Source organism: Microtetraspora malaysiensis, assembly GCF_050947145.1.
GTDB lineage: Bacteria > Actinomycetota > Actinomycetes > Streptosporangiales > Streptosporangiaceae > Microtetraspora_A > Microtetraspora_A malaysiensis.
The window spans coordinates 6442032-6461094 of the sequence record NZ_CP191998.1; the positions used below are offsets into that span (position 1 = coordinate 6442032).

A 19063-nucleotide genomic window follows, 5' to 3' on the forward strand; every position below is an offset into this window, starting at 1 on the left:
CGCTTGACCGCCGTCACGATCACCGAGACCGGCCGGGGCCGCCGGAGCGACTCGTTCCTGTCCGTCCAGGACCTGCACGTCTCCTTCCAGACAGAGGACGGGGTCGTCAAAGCGGTGGACGGGCTCTCCTTCGAGGTCGAGAAGGGCACCACCCTCGGCATCGTCGGCGAGTCCGGCTCCGGCAAATCCGTGACCAACCTGACGATCCTCGGGCTGCACAGCAGCGAGCAGGCCGAGATCCGCGGCGAGATCTGGTTCGAGGACCAGGAGCTGGTCGGTGCGAGCCGCGGCACCCTGGAGCGGCTGCGCGGCAACCGCATCGCCATGATCTTCCAGGACCCGCTGACCGCGCTGTCGCCGTTCCACACCGTCGGCCGGCAGATCGGCGAGGTGTACCGCAAACACAAGGGCGCGAGCAAGCGCGAGGCGCGCGACCGGGCGGTCGAGATGCTCGAACGCGTCGGCATCCCCAACGCCCGGGTCCGGGTGGACGACTACCCCCACCACTTCTCCGGTGGCATGCGGCAACGCGTGATGATCGCGATGGCGCTGGTCTGCGACCCCGCGCTGGTCATCGCCGACGAGCCGACCACCGCGCTCGACGTGACCGTCCAGGCGCAGATCCTCGACCTGCTCAAGGACCTCCAGGACCAGATGGGCACCGCCATCATCCTGATCACGCACGACCTCGGCGTGGTCGCCCAGGCGGCGCACAACGTGCTGGTGATGTACGCCGGCCGGGCCGCCGAGCGCGGCACGGTGCGCGAGGTCCTCGGCACGCCCCGGCACCCGTACACCTGGGGGCTGCTGTCCTCGGCCCCGCGGCTCGGCTCGTCCGTGGACGTGCCGCTCAAGCCGGTGCGCGGGACGCCGCCGAGCCTGCTCACCCCGCCCCCCGGCTGCCGCTTCCACCCCCGCTGCGACTATCGCAACCAGGTCGGCCCCGACCTGTGCTCCACGGAGCTTCCGGAGCTGTCGCCGGAGCACGGGCACGGCGACGCGTGCTATCTCACCCTGACGCAGAAGCAGGAGATCTTCACCCAGCTCATGGAAGGCCGCTGATGCAACCGCTGCTGGAGCTCAAGGGGCTCACCAAGTACTTCCCGGTGATGGGCGGCTTCATCGTGAAACGCCAGGTGGGCAACGTCCACGCGGTGGACGGCGTCGACCTCAAGATCGGCGAGGGCGAGGCGGTCGGCCTGGTCGGCGAGTCGGGCTGCGGCAAGTCCACCCTCGGCCGGCTGGCCGCCCGGCTGTACGAGCCGACCTTCGGCAAGGTGCTCTACCGGGGCGAGGACATCAGCCACGCCTCCCGGCGGGCGCTGAAGCCGGTCCGGCCCGAGATTCAGATGATCTTCCAGGACCCGTACAGCTCGCTGAACCCGCGCCAGACGGTGGGCACGATCATCAGCGGCCCGATGCGGATCAACGGCATCAACCCGCCCGGCGGCCACGAGAATCGGGTCAGGGAGCTGCTGGAGACCGTCGGGCTCAACCCCGAGCACTACAACCGGTTCCCGCACGAGTTCTCCGGCGGCCAGCGGCAGCGCATCGGCATCGCCCGGGCGCTCTCGCTGAACCCCAAGCTGATCATCGCGGACGAGCCGGTCTCCGCGCTGGACGTCTCCATCCAGGCCCAGGTCATCAACCTGCTCCAGGAGCTCCAGCGCGACCTCGGGATCGCGTTCCTGTTCATCGCGCACGACCTGGCCGTGGTCCGGCACTTCTCCCAGCGCGTGGCGGTCATGTATCTGGGCAAGGTCGTGGAGGTCGGTGACCGCGCGTCGATCTACACGCGGCCCCGGCACCCGTACACGCACGCGCTGCTGTCGGCCGTCCCCGAGGCCACGGTGGACGAGACGCCGCGCCAGCGCATCCGGCTCGCGGGCGACGTGCCGTCCCCGATCAACCCGCCCACCGGCTGCCGGTTCCGCACCCGCTGCTGGAAGGCCCAGGAGCGGTGCGCCACAGAGGCGCCACCGCTGCTCCAGCTCGCCGGGAACCGCGAGGGCCACCTCACCGCCTGCCACTTCCCCGAGGCGCCCACGACGCACGGCGAGGACGTGGTGCTCGACCCCGCTCTCGCCTGACCGACCTTTTCCTGAGTACGGCCGGGCCGCGGACTGTCCGCGGCCCGGCCGTACTCTCACCACTCGTCACCGCAGCGGCGGCAACTCCGGCGGGGTCGCCGGACCCCTCTCCTCCAGCGCCGCCAAGGCGAGCTCCACCGCCCGCGTCAGCTGCGGATCCCGCCCGGCGACCAGGTCCTGCGGCGTCACGATGACCTCGACGTCCGGGTCGACGCCGTGGTTCTCCACGCCCCACCCCCCGCCCTCCAGCCAGAAGGAGTACCGCGGCTGAGTGACGATGGTCCCGTCCACAAGCGAGTACCGCGAGTCGATGCCGATCACGCCGCCCCAGGTCCGCGTGCCCACGAGCGGCCCGATGCCGCGATTCTTGATCCCGGCGCTGACGATGTCCCCGTCCGATCCGGCGAACTCGTCGGTGACGGCCACGATGGGCCCGCGAGGTGAGTCGTTCGGGTACCGCATCGGCTCGTACCCCCGGGCCCGCATCCACCCGGTCACCCGGCGCTGCAGCTTCTCCAGCACCAGCTCGGAGACATGACCGCCGCCGTTGTCGCGGACGTCCACGATGAGCCCGTCGAAGCCCATCTCGGCATGCAGGTCCCGGTGGAACTGCGCCCAACCGGTGGCCACCATGTCCGGCACGTGCAGGTAGCCGAGCCGCCCGCCCGACGCCGCACGCACGAACGCCCGCCGTCCGGCCACCCAGTCGTGGTACCGCAGCGGCGTCTCGTCGGCGACGGGCGTGACGACGACCCGGCGGGTCTCGCCGCCGGAGCCGGGCTGGACGGTCAGCTCCACGGGCCGCTCCGCCGCGCCGGACAGCAGGGCCAGCGGCCCGCGGACCGGATCGACCCGGCGCCCGCCCACGGCGACGATCGCGTCGCCCTCCCGGACGGCGACGCCGGGCGCGAGCAGCGGCGAGCGGGCCTCGTGGTCGGAGGACTCCCCGGGCAGGATGCGGCTGATCCGCCACACTCCGTTCTCGTCCCGGGCGAGGTCGGCGCCGAGCTGGCCCTGGCGGCGTTTGGGATCGCGGGCGACGCCATTGGGCCGCGCGTAGGCGTGGGAGGTGGCCAGCTCACCCTGGACCTCCCAGAGCAGGTCGATCAGCTCGGAGTAGGTGCCGATCCGCTCCACGAGCGGGGCGTAGCGGTCGAGCGTGGCCTGCCAGTCGACGCCGTTCATGTCCGCGCGCCAGAAGTGGTCGCGCATGAGCCGCCCGGCCTCGTTGTAGGCCTGCCGCCACTCGGCGACCGGGTCGATGGTCACGGCCACCCGGTCCAGGTCGATGGTGACGACCTCGCCGTCCTCTCCGGTGGCGCGGGTCTGCAGGCCGTTCTTGCCGGTGGTCACCAGGCGCGTGCTGTCGCCGCTGACCTCGAAGGCCCGGAACTCCCCGCCCAGCTCGCTGACCTTGCGCTTGGTCAGGTCATAGCGCTCCAGGATCGGCGTGCCGGGCTCGGTACCGTCGCCGAGCTGGCCGTTGAGCGGATGGCGCAGCCACAGCAGGCCGTCCTTGGCGGCGCGCAGGTTGGAGTAGGTGCCGGCGGGTACCGGCACGGGCACGATCCGTGCCGCCAGCCCGTCGGCGTCCACCTCGGTCACGGGCGGCGTGTCGGACGTGCCGTCGTTCCCGGCGTCCGAACCGGCGTCGGCCTCCCCATTGAAGCCGCGGCCCGCCAGCGAGGGGTCGAACGGCGAGGGCGTGGTCGCCTTGAGCGGCACCAGGTACGGCCGGCAGCTGCTGGGGAAGGCCAGGTCGAAGACGTGGGCGTCGTAGACCGGGTTGAACGTACGGTCGGACAGGAAGGCCAGGCACTTGCCGTCCTTGGTGAAGGACGGGCTGTAGTCGTTGAAGCGCGGCGGGGTCACCTCGATCGCGGTGCCGCCGTCCACGCGGGCCAGCTTGAGGTGGCGGCGCTCGGCCTGGTAGGGATGCGCCCACGCGAGCCAGGCCGAGTCCGGCGAGAACGTCAGCTGCTGCACGTCGCCGTGGGTGGTGCGGTCCAGCTCGCGGACATTCCCGTGGTCGAGGTCCACCACCAGGAGCCGCCCGTCGTGAGTGGCGACCGCGGCGTGCCTGCCGTCCGGTGCTGCGGCCAGGTCGAGCACCCGGCCGAGCTGACCAGCGCCCAGCGTGCGAATCTCACCGCCGGGTGCGCCGATCTCCAGCGCGTCCTCGCCGGAGGCGTCCGACACCCAGACGACCCGGCCGGCGTCGTCGAGGGGCCGCGGCAGCCGTACCCGGACGCCGGGCTCGGCGCGCAGCACGCCCGCGGGGCCGTCGCGGTGGGTCAGCCAGTGGGCGGTGCCGCGGATCTCGACCACGCTGGCCCGCCCGGTACGGTCCGGCGCGAAGCTGCCGACCTTGCTCGGCGCCGGCCGCTTGGCCCGGGCCGGGCGCGGCCCGCTCAGGGTGATGTCCAGCTTGTACGGCTCCGCTGCCAGGCTCTCCAGCAGCCACAGCTCACCGCCGACGCTGTAGACGACACGGGAGCCGTCGGATGCGGCATGGCGCGCGTAGAAGCCGCGGTGCGTGGTGTGCTGCCGCAGGTCCGAGCCGTCGGGCAGGCAGGAGTACAGGTTGCCGTCGCCGTCGGTGTCGGCGAGGAAGGCCAGGCGCTCCCCCACCCACATGGCCGACCAATGCTGCGCGGGGTTGTCGGCGAACAGGCGGGTGAACTCGCCGTCGCCCGTGGCGTCCACCCAGATCTTGGCCGCGGTGCCTCCGCGGTAGCGCTTCCACTGCGACGGTTCGCGCCACATCGCCGAGACGGTCGCCACCTTGGGGCCGCTGACCGCGGCCTCGCTGACCCGGCCGTACGGCAGGGCCTTCGCCTGGCCGCCGTCCAGCGGAACCGCGTAGGCCCACAGCCGGGTGCGTGAGCCGTGGCCCGCGGCGGTGACGGCCAGTACGTTCCCGTCCTCGGTCCAGCCTCGCACGCCCGTCATGGCGTTGCCCCAGTGCGTGAGCCGCTCGCTCTCGGCGCCCTCCAGATCGGCGGCGAACACTTCGGGCTCGCCCTCGCGGGCGCTGGTCCACGCGATGTGCGTGCCGTCGGAAGAGAACCGGGGGTGGGAGACCGCGGCCTGGTCGGCCGTGAACCGCCAGGCCCTGCCGCCGCCCACGGGCGCCAGCCAGACGTCGTCGTCCGCTACGAAGGTGAGGAGGTCGTCATGCAAGTGGGGGTATCTCAGATATGCACCATTTGCCACATCTGCACCCTACGTTGACCAAGCCCTTCCTGCTTGGGGATTTCCAGACCGAGGCTCCGGACCTGGTGGAGGTGTATCCGTGCCTGGTCAGGCCTGCTGGGCGGCCGCGGCGAGGGCCCGCAGGTCGTGTACGGCCTTGGCCGCGTCCTCCGCGCCGTAGACCGCGCTGCCGGCCACGAAGACGTCGGCCCCGGCCTCCGCGCAGCGCTCGATCGTCTCGGCGGAGACGCCGCCGTCCACCTGCAGCCACACCTCGCCGCCGTGCTTCTCGATGAGCGCGCGGGCACGCGACAGCTTGGGCAGCATCACGTCGAGGAACTTCTGGCCGCCGAAGCCCGGCTCGACCGTCATCACCAGAAGCATGTCGATCTCGGGCAGCAGGTCCTCGTAGTAGTCCACCGGGGTCGCCGGGTTGAGCGCGAACCCGGAGCGCGCGCCCGCGGAGCGGATGGCGCGCAGCGTCCGCACCGGCGCCTTGGCCGCCTCGGCGTGGATCGTCACGCTGCCCGCGCCCGCCTCCGCGTACGACGGCGCCCACCGGTCCGGGCTCTCGATCATGAGGTGGCAGTCGATCGGGAGCGACGTCGCCTTGAGCAGCGACTCGACGATGGGCAGGCCGAGCGTGAGGTTGGGCACGAAGTGGTTGTCCATGACGTCCACGTGCAACCAGTCGGCGATGCCCTCCACCCGGGTCGCCTCGTCGGCGAGCCTGGAGAAGTCTGCGGACAGGATGCTGGGCGAGATCTGTACGGCCATGATGCCCGAGTTTAGCCGGGTCGTGTCCCGGGCCCGCCGCGGGTTCCCCCGGCGGCGAGCCCTGTCCCGGCCGCGTCCGCGGCCCGTCTCACCTGCGGCGCAGCAGCGCCAGGAACATCGCGTCGGTGCCGTGGCGGTGCGGCCAGAACTGCGCGTACGGGCCGTCGCCGAGACCGGGGACCTCCGGCAGGTACTCCCTGGCGTCCAGGATCTCGGCCCTCCCGTCCCCGGCGAGGTCGCCGACCACCGCCCGGGTCTCGGCCAGGTGCGGCGAGCAGGTCACGTACGCCACCACCCCGCCGGGCCGTACGGCGTCGAGTGCCACGCCGAGGAGCCGCCGCTGCAGGGCGGTCAGCTCGGGGATGCTGCGCGGGTCGCGCCGCCAGCGTGCCTCCGGACGGCGGCGCAGCGCGCCCAGCCCGGTGCACGGAGCGTCCAGCATCACCCGGTCGAACGCGCCCGGCCGCCACGCCGGCTCGGTGCCGTCCGCCACGACGATCTTGGCCTCCGCGGTGGCCTGCCAGGCCAGCCGGGCGCGGTGATACTGCACGTCCGCGCCGAGCAGGCGAGCGCCCCGCTGGGTGGCCACCGCGTCGAGCAGCCCGGCCTTGCCGCCCGGCCCGGCGCACATGTCGAGCCAGCGCGCGTCCCCCTCCAGGGGAACCCGGGTGAGGGCGAGCGCGACGAGCTGGCTGGCCTCGTCCTGCACGGCTGCCCGCGCCTCGCCGACCGCCCGGATGGCGCCCGGGTCGCCCTCGCGCAGATAGGCCCCGTACGGCGAGTACGCGGCGGGTTCGGCCCCGGCGGCGACGAGCTCGTCCAGCGAGCACCGGCCGGGCCGCGCCACCAGCGCCACCCTGGGCCGGTCGTTGTCGGCGGCGAGCAGGGCGGCGGTCTCCTCGACGTCACCGCCGAGCGCATCCCGCAGGGCGGCGACGATCCAGGCGGGGTGGCTGTAGCTGACCGCGAGGTTCCCCACCGGGTCGTCCTCGCGCGGCGGGGCGACGATGGGCAGCCATTCCTCCATCGTCCGGGTGGCGACCTTGCGCAGCACGGCGTTGGCGTACCGGGAGGGGCCGCTGCCCACGCGGAGCCGTACCAGGTCGATGGTCGCGCTCACCGCCGCGTGCGCGGGGATGCGGGTCTGCAGCAGCTGGTGGACGCCGAGCCGGATCGCGTCCAGCAGCGGCGGGTCCACCTCCTCCGGCGGGCGGTCACTGCACATTGCGATGATCTCGTCGTACGTGCCGAGCCCGCGCAGCGTGCCGTACGCCAGCTCGGTGGCGAGCGCCGCGTCCCTGCCGCCGATCTTCCGCTGCCGCAGCAGTGTCGGCATCAGCAGGTTGGCGTACGCGTCACGCTCGTCGACGGCGCGCATCAGGTCGTAGGCGGCGTTGCGCGCCTCGTCCCTGACCGGTTTACCCGGACCGCGCCGGCCGGCCTGGCTTGCGCCGCCGCGCCGCTGCGGGCCGCCTCGCCCGGCTCTGTCCTGCCCGGCTCTGTCCTGCCCGCCGCGGCGCTGCCCGGCGGGGCCGCCTCCGGCGCGGTTCTGCTCGGAGCGGTTCCGGCCGCCGCGGTTGTCGCTGTTCATGATCGCTCAGCCCAGCCGATCCTCGCCGGAGACGCGCACGCCGCGCGCCCACTCCGCCGCCGTCATCAGACGCTTGCCCTGCGGCTGCACCTCGCTCAGCTCGACCGGGTGGGACGCGGTGCCGACCAGAACGCTGTTCTTGGCCGCCCTGATCTCCCCGGGACCAAGCCGGTCCGCGTCGGGCGCGAGCTTCACCGGGCCGACCTTGACCCGCTGGCCGCGGAACTCGGTCCACGCGCCGGGGGCGGGCGTGCAGGCGCGGATCATCCGGTCCACCCGCAGGGCGGGAGCCGTCCAGTCCACCCGGGCGTCGTCCACGTCGATCTTGGGGGCGAGGCTGACGCCGTCGTACGGCTGCTCGCGGGCCTCCAGCGTGCCGTCCTCGATGCCGTCCAGGGTGGCGAGGAGCAGCTCGGCGCCCGACTCGGCGAGGCGGCCGAGAAGGTCGCCGCTGGTGTCGTCGGGTCGTACCGGCTCGGTCACGACACCGAAGACGGGGCCCGCGTCGAGCTCCTTGACGATGCGGAAGGTCGCGGCGCCGGTGATCTCGTCGCCGTGCAGCACGGCGTGCTGGACCGGCGCCGCGCCGCGCCAGGCCGGCAGCAGCGAGAAGTGCAGGTTGACCCACCCGTGCCGGGGGATGTCCAGCGCGGCCTGCGGCAGCAGCGCGCCGTACGCGACGACGGGGCAGCAGTCCGGGTCGATCTCGCGCAGCCGGTCGAGGAAGCCGGGGTCCCCGGCCTTCGCCGGCCTGAGCACCTCGATGCCGGCCTCGTCGGCGAGCTGGGCCACGGGGCTGGGATGAACCTTGCGCCCCCGGCCCGACTGCGCGTCCGGACGGGTGACGACGGCGACGACCTCGTGCCGGGGCGAGTCCAGCAGCGCGCGCAGCGAGGGCAGCGCGGTGTCCGGCGTGCCGGCGAAGACCAGGCGCACTACAGGGCCCTCCCCCGCGTCGCGTGCGGAGAGAACCTGACGGTCGGGGCGGACAGCCCGCTCCACTCGGCCTCGCGGATGGCCCGCATCGCCTGCTTGCGCTGCTTGGAGTCCATGCGGTCGATGAAGAGCACGCCGTCGAGATGGTCGGTCTCGTGCTGGAAGCAACGCGCCATCATGTCGGTGCCCTCGAGCACGACGGGCTCGCCGTGCATGTTGACGCCCTTGGCCACGGCCCTGATCGCGCGGGGCGTCGGGAAGGACAGGCCGGGGAAGGACAGGCAGCCCTCCTCGCCCTCCTCGTCGAGCTCGGAGGACAGGTCAAGGTCGGGGTTGATCAGGTGACCGAGCTGATCGTCCACGTAGTAGGTGAACACGCGCAGCCCGACACCGATCTGCGGCGCGGCCAGCCCGGCGCCCGGCGCGTCCATCATCGTGTCGGTGAGGTCCTTGACGAGCCGGCGCAGCTCCTTGTCGAAATCCACCACCGGCTCCGCCGGGGTGCGCAGCACCGGGTCGCCGAACAGGCGGATCGGCTGAATGGACAACAGAGGGCTCCGTTCACATCAGGTGACGTCAAGTTCCAGGGATCAGCCCAGTTTACGGCCCTTCGGCACCGGGCCCGAATGCCGAACGCGGCCGCGCGCCCCGAACGCCCTGATCGCACGCGTGCCCCGGACGACGGTGGGCGCGACCCGGGCGGCGGCGGCAGGCGGGCAGGCGGGGACGCGGATCAGGCGATCTTGGAGCGCACTTTCATCGCGGTCTTGCGCGCCGATTTGGCGATGACCACGTCGGGGTGGTGGCGGCCCAGCATCTCCAGGACGGCCAGGGCGTCGGGGTGCTCGGTGCGGCCCATCTCGGGGACCAGCGTGCGCAGGTCCTCCCCCAGCATGTCGATCTGGCCGACCGACTCGCTCCCGGAGCCGATGTACAGCAGGGCGGCGAGGGTGTCCACCGCCACCCAGGCGCCGTCGCTCTCGCTCAGCGCGGGCGCCTCCAGGTCACGGACGCCCAGCCAGGCCGCGGCGTACCGCCACATCATCGGCTCGGACAGCGCCTCACGGACGGCCGGCTCGGCCTCGGGGCCCAGCTCCTCCAGGACCGTGCCCGCCGTGCCCCGCTGCGCGGCGTTCCCGGACGCCGCGATCTTGATCAGCTCGCGCGCGGCGTCCTCGGGGATCCGCCGCTCCAGCCACAGCGTGGCGACGCTCGACGACGCCTTCCCCTCCAGCATCGCCTCGATCAGCTCCGCCGCGCCCAGCTCGGCGAACCCCGCCACCTCGTGCAGCGAGGGCGCGTCGTGCCCCTCCCTGAGCAGATCACGGCGCACCGCCCACACGCCGAGCGGCGTCAGCGGTACGACCTCGGCGACGGGCTCGATCAGCCCGCAGTACTCCAGTAAGCCGAGCGCGTCGGCCAGTTCGCCGGGGAGCGTCATCCGCAGCCGCCGCAGCTCCGCCGGGCGGGCCTCGCAACCGACCTCGTGCGCCTGCAGGATGCCCGAGGCCAGGGCGGCGACGGGCATGCCCGTCCGGACCGAGTAGATGGTCGCGAGGATCTCGGTCAGGTGCTCGTCGATCACGCTGGAGCCGGTCAGGCCCTCCTCGGTGCGGTCGAGCACGTCCATGACCACGCCGTCCCAGAACTCCAGCAGGTCGTGGATGGGCGAGCCGGGCCGGGCGCCGGCCTTGGTGATCTCGATGAGGCGGCCGTTCACCGCGACGATCCAGATGAGACGGAGCCGGCGGGCCTCCAGGCCGAGCTCGCGGACCGCGGCCGCCGCGTCCTCCTCGGTCAGCAGCCCGCCCTCGGTGACCTCGCGCACCCCGGTCCACCGCGCGAGCCGTACGGCGTCGCGCACGAGCGGCACCAGGGGCACGGCACGCACCAGTTCCTCGTCGAAGGCGAGGTCGACCGGCGGGAAAGTGAGGGCGTCGCTGTCGGCCATTACAGCAACTTACTCCACATACGACGCCAGCTGTGCCGTTCGCCGCTTCCTCCTCGCCGGTCTCAGGAGAGCGTGCGGGCGGGCGCCGGTGCGCACCCGTGAACGGCTCGCCGATCTCCCCGGAGGAGCCGCTCCGTTGACCCGCCCCGCGGGGCGGGTCAACGGATGCCGCGCGAGCGCGCCTTGAACGCGGCCTTGCGGGCCGCCTTGGCGGTGATCTTGTCCGGGAGCGTGTTGCCGAGCAGTTCGAGCACCTCGACCACGTCCGGGTGCTCGACCCGCCACATGTCCTCGATCAGGTGCGGCGGAGGTCCGGAGACCGCCATGTTCTCGGCGAATCCGTCCGGGTCGATCTGGGCGGCGGGCAGCGCGAGCGCGAGCATGTCCACGCTGACCCAGAGCAGCTCGTCCTGGGTGAGCGCGGGCGCGGGCAGGCCCCGGGACGCCAGCCAGTGGATGGCGTGCGGCCGCAGCTCCGGGTCGTCGAGGCAGTGGGTCACCGCGGACTCCGCCTCGGCCGGGAGCCGGTCCACGATCGTGACGGCGATGCCGCGCATCTCCGCCGGCGCCCCCACCACCGCTCCGAGCAGCTCGGCCGCGGCCTGCTTGGGCGTGCGCTGGGCCAGCCACCGGTCGATGTCGCCCTCGGCCACCTCGGCGGGCAGCCCGCTGGTGATGAGCCCCGAGACGAGGCCGCTCGCGTCGCCCTCGGCCAGGTCGGCCGCGATGGGCGGCTCCAACCCGATCTCCAGGTAGAGCTCCCGCAGGCCCCACAGCCCGTGCGGGGTCAGCGCGACGCCGCCGTCCACGTGGTGGACCGTGCCCGTGTAGACGAGCCGCTCCAGCGCCTCGTCGACACCCTCCACCCGCTCGCCCACGGCCAGCTCGCGGAGGTACTCTCCGACGCTGTCCGGCGGCACCGGCACCTGCAGCCGGTACAGCAGGTCGTGGACCGCGTAGACGGACTCGTCCACGGCCTCGTTGCCGGTGATCTCGACGGGGGCCTCGATGAGGAACTCCACCGTCGCCGCCCACAGGTCGAGCAGGTCCTCCTCGTCGCGGGACTCCAGCGGGACGAATCCCTCCTCCAGGAGCACCGCCGTGCCGTCCAGCCGGACCAGGCCGAGGTCGAGGGCCAGCCGCCAGGCCAGCCCGGGGCGGCCCACGCCGAGCTCCCGCTCGACCTCGCGCGCGTCCTTGACCCGCAGCGCCTTCTTGACCGTGGCGGTCCTGCCGCCCTCGGTCATCCACATCACGAGCTGGTGCGCGTCCCGCAGCAGCGGCACCTCGCGTACGGCATGGGCGATCTCGGACGGCGAGGCGAGCCGCACCGCCGGGAGCGGCGCGCAGCCCGGACAGTCGCAGGCGTCCTCGTCGAGGCCGTCGAGCTCGTCAACCGCCCGCTGTACGGCGAGGGGGTCGGCCAGGTCGAGCGAGTCGGCGTCGATGGCGCTGAAGATGCTCTTGGCCATGCCGAACTTGCTCGTGTCGGCGAGGGCGGCGGGCATCTCGGGCTCGATCTCGTCGAGCGCGACCCGGATGCGGTCCGCCGTCTTCGCGCCGATCTCACCCGTGTCGACGAGAAACTCGACGAGGGTGCGCGCGGCTGCGACGGTCTCGCCCGCGCTTTCGGGCGGCGCGATGACCTTACGCGGATAGATCTCCAGCAGCAGCTCTTCGAACGTTCCCGGCCGGAAATCGCCGAGCTCGTTCACCTCCAGGTAGTCACTGGCGTAGTCGCACAGCAGCCGCACCTCGTCGACGTCGACCTCGACGTCCTTCTCTTGCCCCCAGGCGCGCAGGTCGTCGACAGCGCGGTTCACCCATTCGATCGACACAGGGAGACGCTAACGGGTTACTGACAGCATCGCGAATCGGCGGCGAACACGCAGGAAACCGCAGCTCCCGGACGTGCGCCGCACCGCCGCCGGCCAAGCCGCGTCGCCGTCACACCGGGTCGAGCGGATCGACGCGCACCCGCACGAGGTCGGCCGCCTTGCGCGCCGAGCGCACCCCGCTCGCTCCCTTGAGGGCCCGCGCCAGCGCCGCCCCTTGGGCGCGCGGCACCCGGATCATCGCCCGTTCCTGCTCGCCCTCCCGGTCGCCGCCGGGGCGCGACCCCTCGACCGGTACGGGACCGAGGACCTGGGCCCCGGCCGGAAGCTCCACCGAGGTGAGCATCTCCCGGACCGCTGACGGCGGCCCGGTCAGCGTGGCGACGCGGGTGACCGGAGGGAAGCCGAGCTCCGCGCGCTCCCCCAGCTCGCGCTCGGCGTGGGTGACCGGGTCCCATCGCACCAGCGCCTGCACGGCGGGCACCGACGCGTCGGCCAGCACCACCGCCTCGGCCCCCGGCCGCAGCAGCGCCGCCGCGTTCATCCAGCGGCGCAGCGCCTCCTCGGCGGCGCGCAGCTCGGGGCGGCCGAGCAACGCCCAGCCGTCCAGGAGGACGGCGGCGGCGTATCCCCCGTCCGGCACAGGCTCGGCTCCGGGGGTGGCGACGACCAGGGCGGGCCCCGCGCCGATCGTGGCGAGGACCTCGTCCCGCCCGGACGTACGCACCGTGACGGAGGGGAACGCGCGGCCGAGCTCCTCGGCGGTGCGCCGGGAACCGGTGACGACGGCGCGCACCCGGCGCCCGCCGCACGCGCCGCAACGCCACTCGCCCGCGATCCGCCCGCACCAGCGGCAGTATGGCGCGGCGTGACCGGAGCGCAGCGCCAGCGGCCCTGAGCACCCGGCGTGGCCGCACCTGGCCAGGGCGCGGCAGTTCTGGCAGGCGAGCACCGGCAGATATCCCCTGCGCGGCACCTGGACCAGCACGGGACCCTGCTCCAGCCCCCGCCTGAGCGCCCGCCAGGCGAGGCTCGGCAGCCGGGCCGCGCGGGCCGCCTCGTCCCTGCCCATCTCGGCGTCGTCGCCCGCCGGACGCACCCGGGGGGCCCGCGCCCTGACCTCCTCGCGCCGGGCCACCAGTGGCCTGGCCCATCCCGAGGCGATCAGCCGGGTGGCCTCCACCGTCCGCGCGTACCCGCCGATCAGCATGGCCGCGCCGGCGCGGTGGGCGCGCAGCGCGAGCACCTCGCGGGCGTGGGGGTAGGGCGCGTGCTGTTCGTCGTGCAGATCGTCCCCGTCGTCCCAGATGACCGCGAGGCCGAGGTCGGCCACAGGAGCGAAGGCCGCGGCCTTGGTGCCGACGGCGACCGGCACCTCCCGCCGCAACACCCTGAGCCAGCGGCGGTAACGCTCCGCCGGGCCGAGATCGGCGGTGATCGCCACATGCGGGGTGTCCCCGAGCGCGCGGTCGGCCAGCGCCACGTCCTTGCCGTCGGGCAGCACGACGACCGCGCCGCGCCCGCTCGCCAGGGTCGCCCGTACGGCCGCCGCGATGGCGTACGGCCAGGAGAGCCCCTCCTGGCCGGTGCCCGGAAGGGCGGACCAGACGGCCCGTGGTGAGCGCCCGTCGGCGAGGGCGGCGAGGAAGGACTGCCCGGTGGGATAGGCACGCCAGTGGCCCGCGTCCGCGTCCACGGCACCCGTCTCGGCGCCCTCTGTCTCCGGCCGGTCCGTGCCGCCACCGTCGGCGCCGCCCGGCCCGCTGCCCTGCGCGCCGGACCCGCCGGTCGGAGGCTCCTGGGACGGCCGGGGCTCGGCCTCGACCTTCGCGTGCCGGGGCGGCACGGCCAGGCGCAGGATGTCGGACATCGTCCCGGCGTAGCGGTCGGCGACGGCCCGGGCGAGACCGGCGATCTCGGCCGTCAGCACGGGCTCGGGTGAGATCACCCGCTCAAGGAACGCGAGCTTGCCCTCGTGGTCGGTGTGCTCGGCCCGTTCGAGCAGGAAGCCGTCGGTGAGCTTCCCGGCGAAGCGCACCCGCACCCGGCAGCCCGGCACGGCGTCCGCGTCCATGGACGCCGGAACGAGGTAGTCGAACGGCCGGTCCAGGTGGGGCAGGGGTGTGTCGACCACGACCCGCGCCACCGGAGCCTGCCCGGCCGGATCGGGAGCGCCCTTGGCCGGGCCCGGCTTCCTCCCGGCCGGCCCTGCCGCCCCGGCGGTCCGCCGCGGCCCGCGCTCCGGCATCGCGAGCAGCGCCTCCTGGCCCTCGGGCGATGTCGGAACGGTCACTTTCCTGTCCTACCAGATGCCGTCGGCCCCGCCGCCGGGCCGTACGGAGGGGTGGGCCGCCGGGACGGGAGCGGCGCCGGAGGAACGCGAAGCGGCACCCGCCGGAGACGACGGGTGCCGCTTGCTGGACGTGTCAGAGGCCGACGGCCTCGCGCAGGGCGTCGGCGCGGTCCGTGGACTCCCACGAGAAGCCCTCGCGGCCGAAGTGGCCGTACGCGGCGGTCTCGGAGTAGACCGGGCGCAGCAGGTCGAGGTCGCGGATGATGGCGGCCGGGCGCAGGTCGAAGACCTTGAGCACCGCCTCCTGGATCTGGGCGACCGAGACCTTCTCGGTGCCGAAGGTCTCGATGAACACGCCCACCGGCTGGGCCTTACCAATCGCGTACGCCACCTGGACCTCGGCGCGGTCGGCGAGGCCGGCCGCGACGACGTTCTTGGCGACCCAGCGCATGGCGTAGGCGGCCGAGCGGTCGACCTTCGACGGGTCCTTGCCGGAGAAGGCGCCGCCGCCGTGGCGGGCCATGCCGCCGTAGGTGTCGACGATGATCTTGCGACCGGTCAGGCCGGCGTCGCCCATCGGGCCGCCGATCTCGAAGCGGCCGGTCGGGTTGACGAGCAGCCGGTAGCCCTCGACCTCGATGTCGAGGTCGGCGAGCACCGGCTCCACGACGTGCTCGCGGATGTCGGGCGTGAGCATCTCGCGCAGGTCGATCTCGGGCGCGTGCTGGGTCGAGACGACGACCGTGTCGAGCCGCACCGGACGGTCGCCGTCGTACTCGATGGTGACCTGGGTCTTGCCGTCCGGACGCAGGTAGGGGATGGTGCCGTTCTTGCGGACCTCGGACAGGCGGCGGGCCATCCGGTGCGCCAGCGTGATCGGCAGCGGCATCAGCTCGGGGGTCTCGCGGCAGGCGTAGCCGAACATGAGGCCCTGGTCGCCGGCGCCCTGGCGGTCGAGGTCGTCCACGCCCTCGCCCTCGCGGTGCTCGTAAGCATCGTCAACGCCCTGCGCGATGTCGGGCGACTGCGCGCCGATGGACACCGAGACACCACAGGAGGCGCCGTCGAAGCCCTTGTGGGAGGCGTCGTAGCCGATCTCGAGGATCTTGTCCCGGATCAGGGCCGGGATGTCGACGTAGGTCTCCGTCGTCACCTCTCCGGCGACGTGGACCTGGCCAGTGGTGATCAGCGTCTCGACGGCGACACGGCTCTTGGGGTCGTCCTTGAGCATGGCGTCGAGAATCGCGTCACTGATCTGGTCAGCGATCTTGTCCGGGTGGCCTTCGGTAACCGACTCGGAGGTGAACAGGCGACGGGACAACTCGTGGCTCCTCATGCAGCGGCTGCTGACGTCAACAATGCTCCGCTGAGTGTAGCCCCACCAGGTACGGCCCCGCGAAGCCCCGCCACCCGCGAAAGATCCAGAAAGTCCGTCTTATCCGGTCTGAATAGGGGAAAAGCGCCGGTCAGGCGAGGCGTGCGGCCACCAGATCCCACACCACGTCCGCGAGATCCTCCTTGGGCCCTCGCGGGATCTCGACGGGGTCGCCGCCCGCCACGAGCACGACGGCGGCGTTGTCGGGGGTGCCGAACGCGAGGTTCTCCCCCACCTGGTTGACCACGAGCAGGTCGCAGCCCTTGCGCTCGAGCTTGGCCCGGCCGTTGGCGAGCACGTCGTCGGTCTCGGCCGCGAAGCCGACGATGACGCGGGGGGACGGCGCGCGCCCCTCGCGGCGGATCTCGCCGAGCTCGGCCAGCACGTCCGGGTTCTTCACCAGGTGGATGGGGTCCGGCTCGGCCGCCGACTTCTTGATCTTCGTGTCGCTGTGCGTCGCCGGGCGGAAGTCCGCCACCGCGGCGGCCATAACGACGGCGTCGGCGTGCCCGGCGGCGGAGACGACGGCCTCGCGCAGCGCGGTGGCCGTCTCGACCCGCACCACCTTGGCTCCGGCCGGGTCGGGCAGTGCGACGTTGGCCGACACCAGCGTCACCTCCGCGCCGCGGGCCACGGCCGTACGGGCGAGGGCGTAGCCCTGCAGGCCCGACGAACGGTTGCCGATGAACCGGACCGGGTCGATGGCCTCGCGGGTGCCCCCGGCGGAGATCACGACGTGCCGGCCGGCGAGGTCGGCGGGGCGTCCAGCGAGGACGCGGCGGCAGACCTCGAAGATCTCGGCGGGGTCGGGCAGCCGCCCAGGGCCGCTGTCCGCCCCGGTGAGCCGTCCGACCGCCGGATCGATGACGATCGCGCCGCGCTCGCGCAGCGTCGCCACGTTGGCCCGGGTGGCGGGGTGCTCCCACATCTCGGTGTGCATCGCGGGCGCGAACACCACCGGACAGCGGGCGGTCAGCAGGGTGTTGGTGAGCAGGTCGTTCGCCAGGCCGTGCGCGGCCCGGGCGAGCACGTCCGCGGTGGCGGGCGCGACGACGACGAGGTCGGCGTGCTGCCCGATGCGCACGTGCGGCACCTCGTGGACCGAATCCCACACCTCGGTGGTCACCGGGTTGCCCGACAGCGCGGCCCAGGTCGGCTCGCCGACGAACCGCAGCGCGTCCCGGGTCGGGACGACCCGCACGTCGTGGCCGGACTCGGTGAACAGGCGAAGCAACTCGCACGCCTTGTAGACCGCGATGCCGGCGCTGACCCCAAGGACCACCGATCTCACGTGTGAAACCTCCCGCGCGCCTCCCGCGCGAGCGGGGCGGGCGCCTTGAGCGCCGTCAGCCCTCGATGGGCTCGGAGGTGAGCAGGCCGTCGCTGACCTCGCGCAGCGCGATGGACAGCGGCTTCTCCTGGGCGTGGGTCTCCACGAGAGGCCCGACGTACTCCAGCAGGCCCTCGCCGAGCTGGGAGTAGTAGGCGTTGATCTGGCGCGCCCGCTTCGCGCCCATGATGACCAGGCTGTACTTGCTGTCGACGATGTCGAGCAGCGAGTCGATCGACGGGTTGGTGATGCCTTCCGCATAGGTGCCGCTGGTTGCCACGTTGATGCTTCCCCTAGCTAGGTGGACGTCCGTTCGTCTCGGAGTCCTAAGCCTCCGTAGTACCGGCCAACAAGGCTATCAGGCGACCGCATACGTCCTGGACGGACGTGTTGACAAGAGTGAGATCGAATTCCTTCTCGGCGGCCATCTCCACGCGACCGGCGTCGAGACGGCGCTCGATGACGTCGGGGGGTTCCGTGCCGCGCCCGCGCAGCCGCCGCTCCAGCTCCTCCCAGCTCGGCGGGGCCAGGAAGACGAGCAGCGCCTCGGGCATGCTCTCACGCACCTGCCGCGCGCCCTGGAGGTCGATCTCCAGCAGCGTCGGCACTCCCGCGGCCAGCCGTTCGAGCACGGGCGTGCGGGGCGTCCCGTACCGGTTGCCGGCGAACTCGGCCCACTCCAGGAGCTCTCCCGAGGCGATCATGCGATCGAACTCGGCGTCGTCGGCGAAGTAGTACTCCACGCCATGGGTTTCGCCAGGGCGGGGTTTCCTGGTTGTCACCGAGACCGACAGCCACACCGCGGGGTGCGACCGCCGGAGCTCGGCGACGACCGTGGACTTCCCGACGCCCGACGGACCGGAGAGGACCGTCAGGCGGCGGTGTGGAGGCATGGAGTCACCGGCACATGTCCCGGACCCGCCGGAAGCGGCTGCCTGGCGGGCCCGATCCTCGCCGGGCCAGGACGTATCGGTCACTCAATATCCCCCGTAAATCTTGCTAGCGAAGCCGAGATCAGCTCTCGGCGCCGCCGAACTCCCGCTCCAAGGAGGCGCGCTGGTTGGCACCGAGACCCCGCACGCGGCGGGACTCGGCGATACCAAGGCGCTCCATGAGCTGCTTGGCGCGGACCTTGCCCACGCCAGGGAGCGACTCCAGCAGAGCCGAGACCTTCATCTTGCCGATGACGTCATCGGTCTGCCCATCCTTCAACACCTCAGCCAGAGAAACCGCGCCGTGCTTGAGCCGGTTCTTGACCTCGGCACGCTCCTTGCGAGCCTTGGCAGCCTTCTCAAGTGCTGCCGCGCGCTGCTCGGGAGTCAGGGGAGGAAGAGCCACGCCGGGTCACCTCGAATTTCTGTCGATGTACTCGGACGGGAGGGGAAACTAGCTGGTCCATGCCCCCTCCGGCAACGTCAAGCCACGTTTCTCTCACCACAAAATTGAATCTATTACTTTGAGTACCTGGAAAATCACACTCTGTCGATGAAAACCGCCTCATCAGCCACGGAGGAGAACCCTCCCCCGGACCGCCCGTGACGGGCCTCGTACGGGCCTCCCGGACCGGCCGGCGGCCGTACGCCGACGGGCCGCGGAAGGCCGGAAAGGGCTCGACGGGGCGGGCCCGAGAGACCGGCGAGCGGACCTCCATGACCGGGGAGCGGCCCCGGCGCGCCCGCGCGCGGACCCC

At 72.7% G+C, this 19063-nt stretch carries 15 protein-coding genes; 2 read left to right on the plus strand and 13 right to left on the minus strand.

From position 1 onward, the window contains the following. The first annotated feature begins 3 nt into the window (after positions 1-3). Positions 4-1062 carry an ABC transporter ATP-binding protein gene (locus ACQP1V_RS30375; RefSeq protein ID WP_387408786.1) on the plus strand — a complete coding sequence of 353 codons (1059 nt, stop codon included), beginning with the start codon at positions 4-6 and terminating at the stop codon, positions 1060-1062. Next, positions 1062-2090, plus strand: coding sequence for an ABC transporter ATP-binding protein (locus tag ACQP1V_RS30380; protein ID WP_433413439.1), 1029 nt, complete (start codon positions 1062-1064; stop codon positions 2088-2090). The genes ACQP1V_RS30375 and ACQP1V_RS30380 overlap by 1 nt, the downstream gene beginning before the upstream one ends. Positions 2091-2156: 66 nt before the next feature. Here ACQP1V_RS30380 and ACQP1V_RS30385 read toward each other — a convergent pair whose 3' ends face one another. The 13 genes from ACQP1V_RS30385 to mihF form a co-directional block, all read right to left on the minus strand. After that, positions 2157-5273, minus strand: a complete 3117-nt coding sequence (locus tag ACQP1V_RS30385; protein WP_433413440.1) for a S41 family peptidase — start codon at positions 5271-5273, stop codon at positions 2157-2159. Between the two features lie 120 nt (positions 5274-5393). Then, positions 5394-6062 (minus strand): ribulose-phosphate 3-epimerase, encoded by a 669-nt coding sequence (gene rpe / locus ACQP1V_RS30390; RefSeq protein ID WP_067128364.1) that lies wholly within the window; start codon positions 6060-6062, stop codon positions 5394-5396. Positions 6063-6150: 88 nt separating this feature from the next. Then, positions 6151-7653 (minus strand): RsmB/NOP family class I SAM-dependent RNA methyltransferase, encoded by a 1503-nt coding sequence (locus ACQP1V_RS30395; RefSeq protein WP_433413442.1) that lies wholly within the window; start codon positions 7651-7653, stop codon positions 6151-6153. Positions 7654-7659: 6 nt separating this feature from the next. After that, positions 7660-8589 carry a methionyl-tRNA formyltransferase gene (gene fmt / locus ACQP1V_RS30400; protein WP_433413443.1) on the minus strand — a complete coding sequence of 310 codons (930 nt, stop codon included), beginning with the start codon at positions 8587-8589 and terminating at the stop codon, positions 7660-7662. Then, on the minus strand, positions 8589-9137 hold the full coding sequence (def, locus tag ACQP1V_RS30405) for a peptide deformylase (RefSeq protein WP_433413444.1): 549 nt from the start codon (positions 9135-9137) through the stop codon (positions 8589-8591). The genes fmt and def overlap by 1 nt, the downstream gene beginning before the upstream one ends. Before the next feature lie 185 nt (positions 9138-9322). Continuing rightward, positions 9323-10540, minus strand: a complete 1218-nt coding sequence (locus tag ACQP1V_RS30410; RefSeq protein ID WP_433413445.1) for a hypothetical protein — start codon at positions 10538-10540, stop codon at positions 9323-9325. Between the two features lie 158 nt (positions 10541-10698). Beyond that, entirely contained in the window at positions 10699-12378 is a 1680-nt protein-coding gene (locus ACQP1V_RS30415; protein WP_433413446.1) for a hypothetical protein, read from the minus strand. 109 nt (positions 12379-12487) lie between these two features. Then, a complete protein-coding gene (locus ACQP1V_RS30420; RefSeq protein WP_433426013.1) occupies positions 12488-14623 on the minus strand; it encodes a primosomal protein N' in 2136 nt (711 codons plus the stop codon). A 178-nt stretch (positions 14624-14801) separates the two neighbouring features. Beyond that, positions 14802-15989, minus strand: coding sequence for a methionine adenosyltransferase (metK, locus tag ACQP1V_RS30425; protein ID WP_433413447.1), 1188 nt, complete (start codon positions 15987-15989; stop codon positions 14802-14804). Positions 15990-16134: 145 nt separating this feature from the next. Beyond that, positions 16135-17334: a bifunctional phosphopantothenoylcysteine decarboxylase/phosphopantothenate--cysteine ligase CoaBC gene (gene coaBC / locus ACQP1V_RS30430; RefSeq protein ID WP_433413448.1), complete on the minus strand. Its 1200-nt coding sequence runs from the start codon at positions 17332-17334 to the stop codon at positions 16135-16137. Between the two features lie 55 nt (positions 17335-17389). Next, positions 17390-17653, minus strand: a complete 264-nt coding sequence (gene rpoZ / locus ACQP1V_RS30435; protein WP_066935945.1) for a DNA-directed RNA polymerase subunit omega — start codon at positions 17651-17653, stop codon at positions 17390-17392. Positions 17654-17699: 46 nt separating this feature from the next. Then, positions 17700-18266, minus strand: coding sequence for a guanylate kinase (gene gmk / locus ACQP1V_RS30440; RefSeq protein WP_067128339.1), 567 nt, complete (start codon positions 18264-18266; stop codon positions 17700-17702). A 121-nt stretch (positions 18267-18387) separates the two neighbouring features. After that, positions 18388-18711: an integration host factor, actinobacterial type gene (mihF, locus tag ACQP1V_RS30445; RefSeq protein ID WP_030450375.1), complete on the minus strand. Its 324-nt coding sequence runs from the start codon at positions 18709-18711 to the stop codon at positions 18388-18390. Positions 18712-19063: the final 352 nt, after the last annotated feature.

Bases quoted from the DNA above. Each gene is read 5' to 3' on its own strand.
- ACQP1V_RS30410 (WP_433413445.1), bottom strand. From the start codon at position 10,540: ATGGCCGACAGCGACGCCCTCACTTTCCCGCCGGTCGACCTCGCCTTC.
- ACQP1V_RS30380 (WP_433413439.1), top strand. From the start codon at position 1,062: ATGCAACCGCTGCTGGAGCTCAAGGGGCTCACCAAGTACTTCCCGGTG.
- ACQP1V_RS30395 (WP_433413442.1), bottom strand. From the start codon at position 7,653: ATGAACAGCGACAACCGCGGCGGCCGGAACCGCTCCGAGCAGAACCGC.
- gmk (WP_067128339.1), bottom strand. From the start codon at position 18,266: ATGCCTCCACACCGCCGCCTGACGGTCCTCTCCGGTCCGTCGGGCGTC.
- ACQP1V_RS30420 (WP_433426013.1), bottom strand. From the start codon at position 14,623: ATGCCGGAGCGCGGGCCGCGGCGGACCGCCGGGGCGGCAGGGCCGGCC.
- rpe (WP_067128364.1), bottom strand. From the start codon at position 6,062: ATGGCCGTACAGATCTCGCCCAGCATCCTGTCCGCAGACTTCTCCAGG.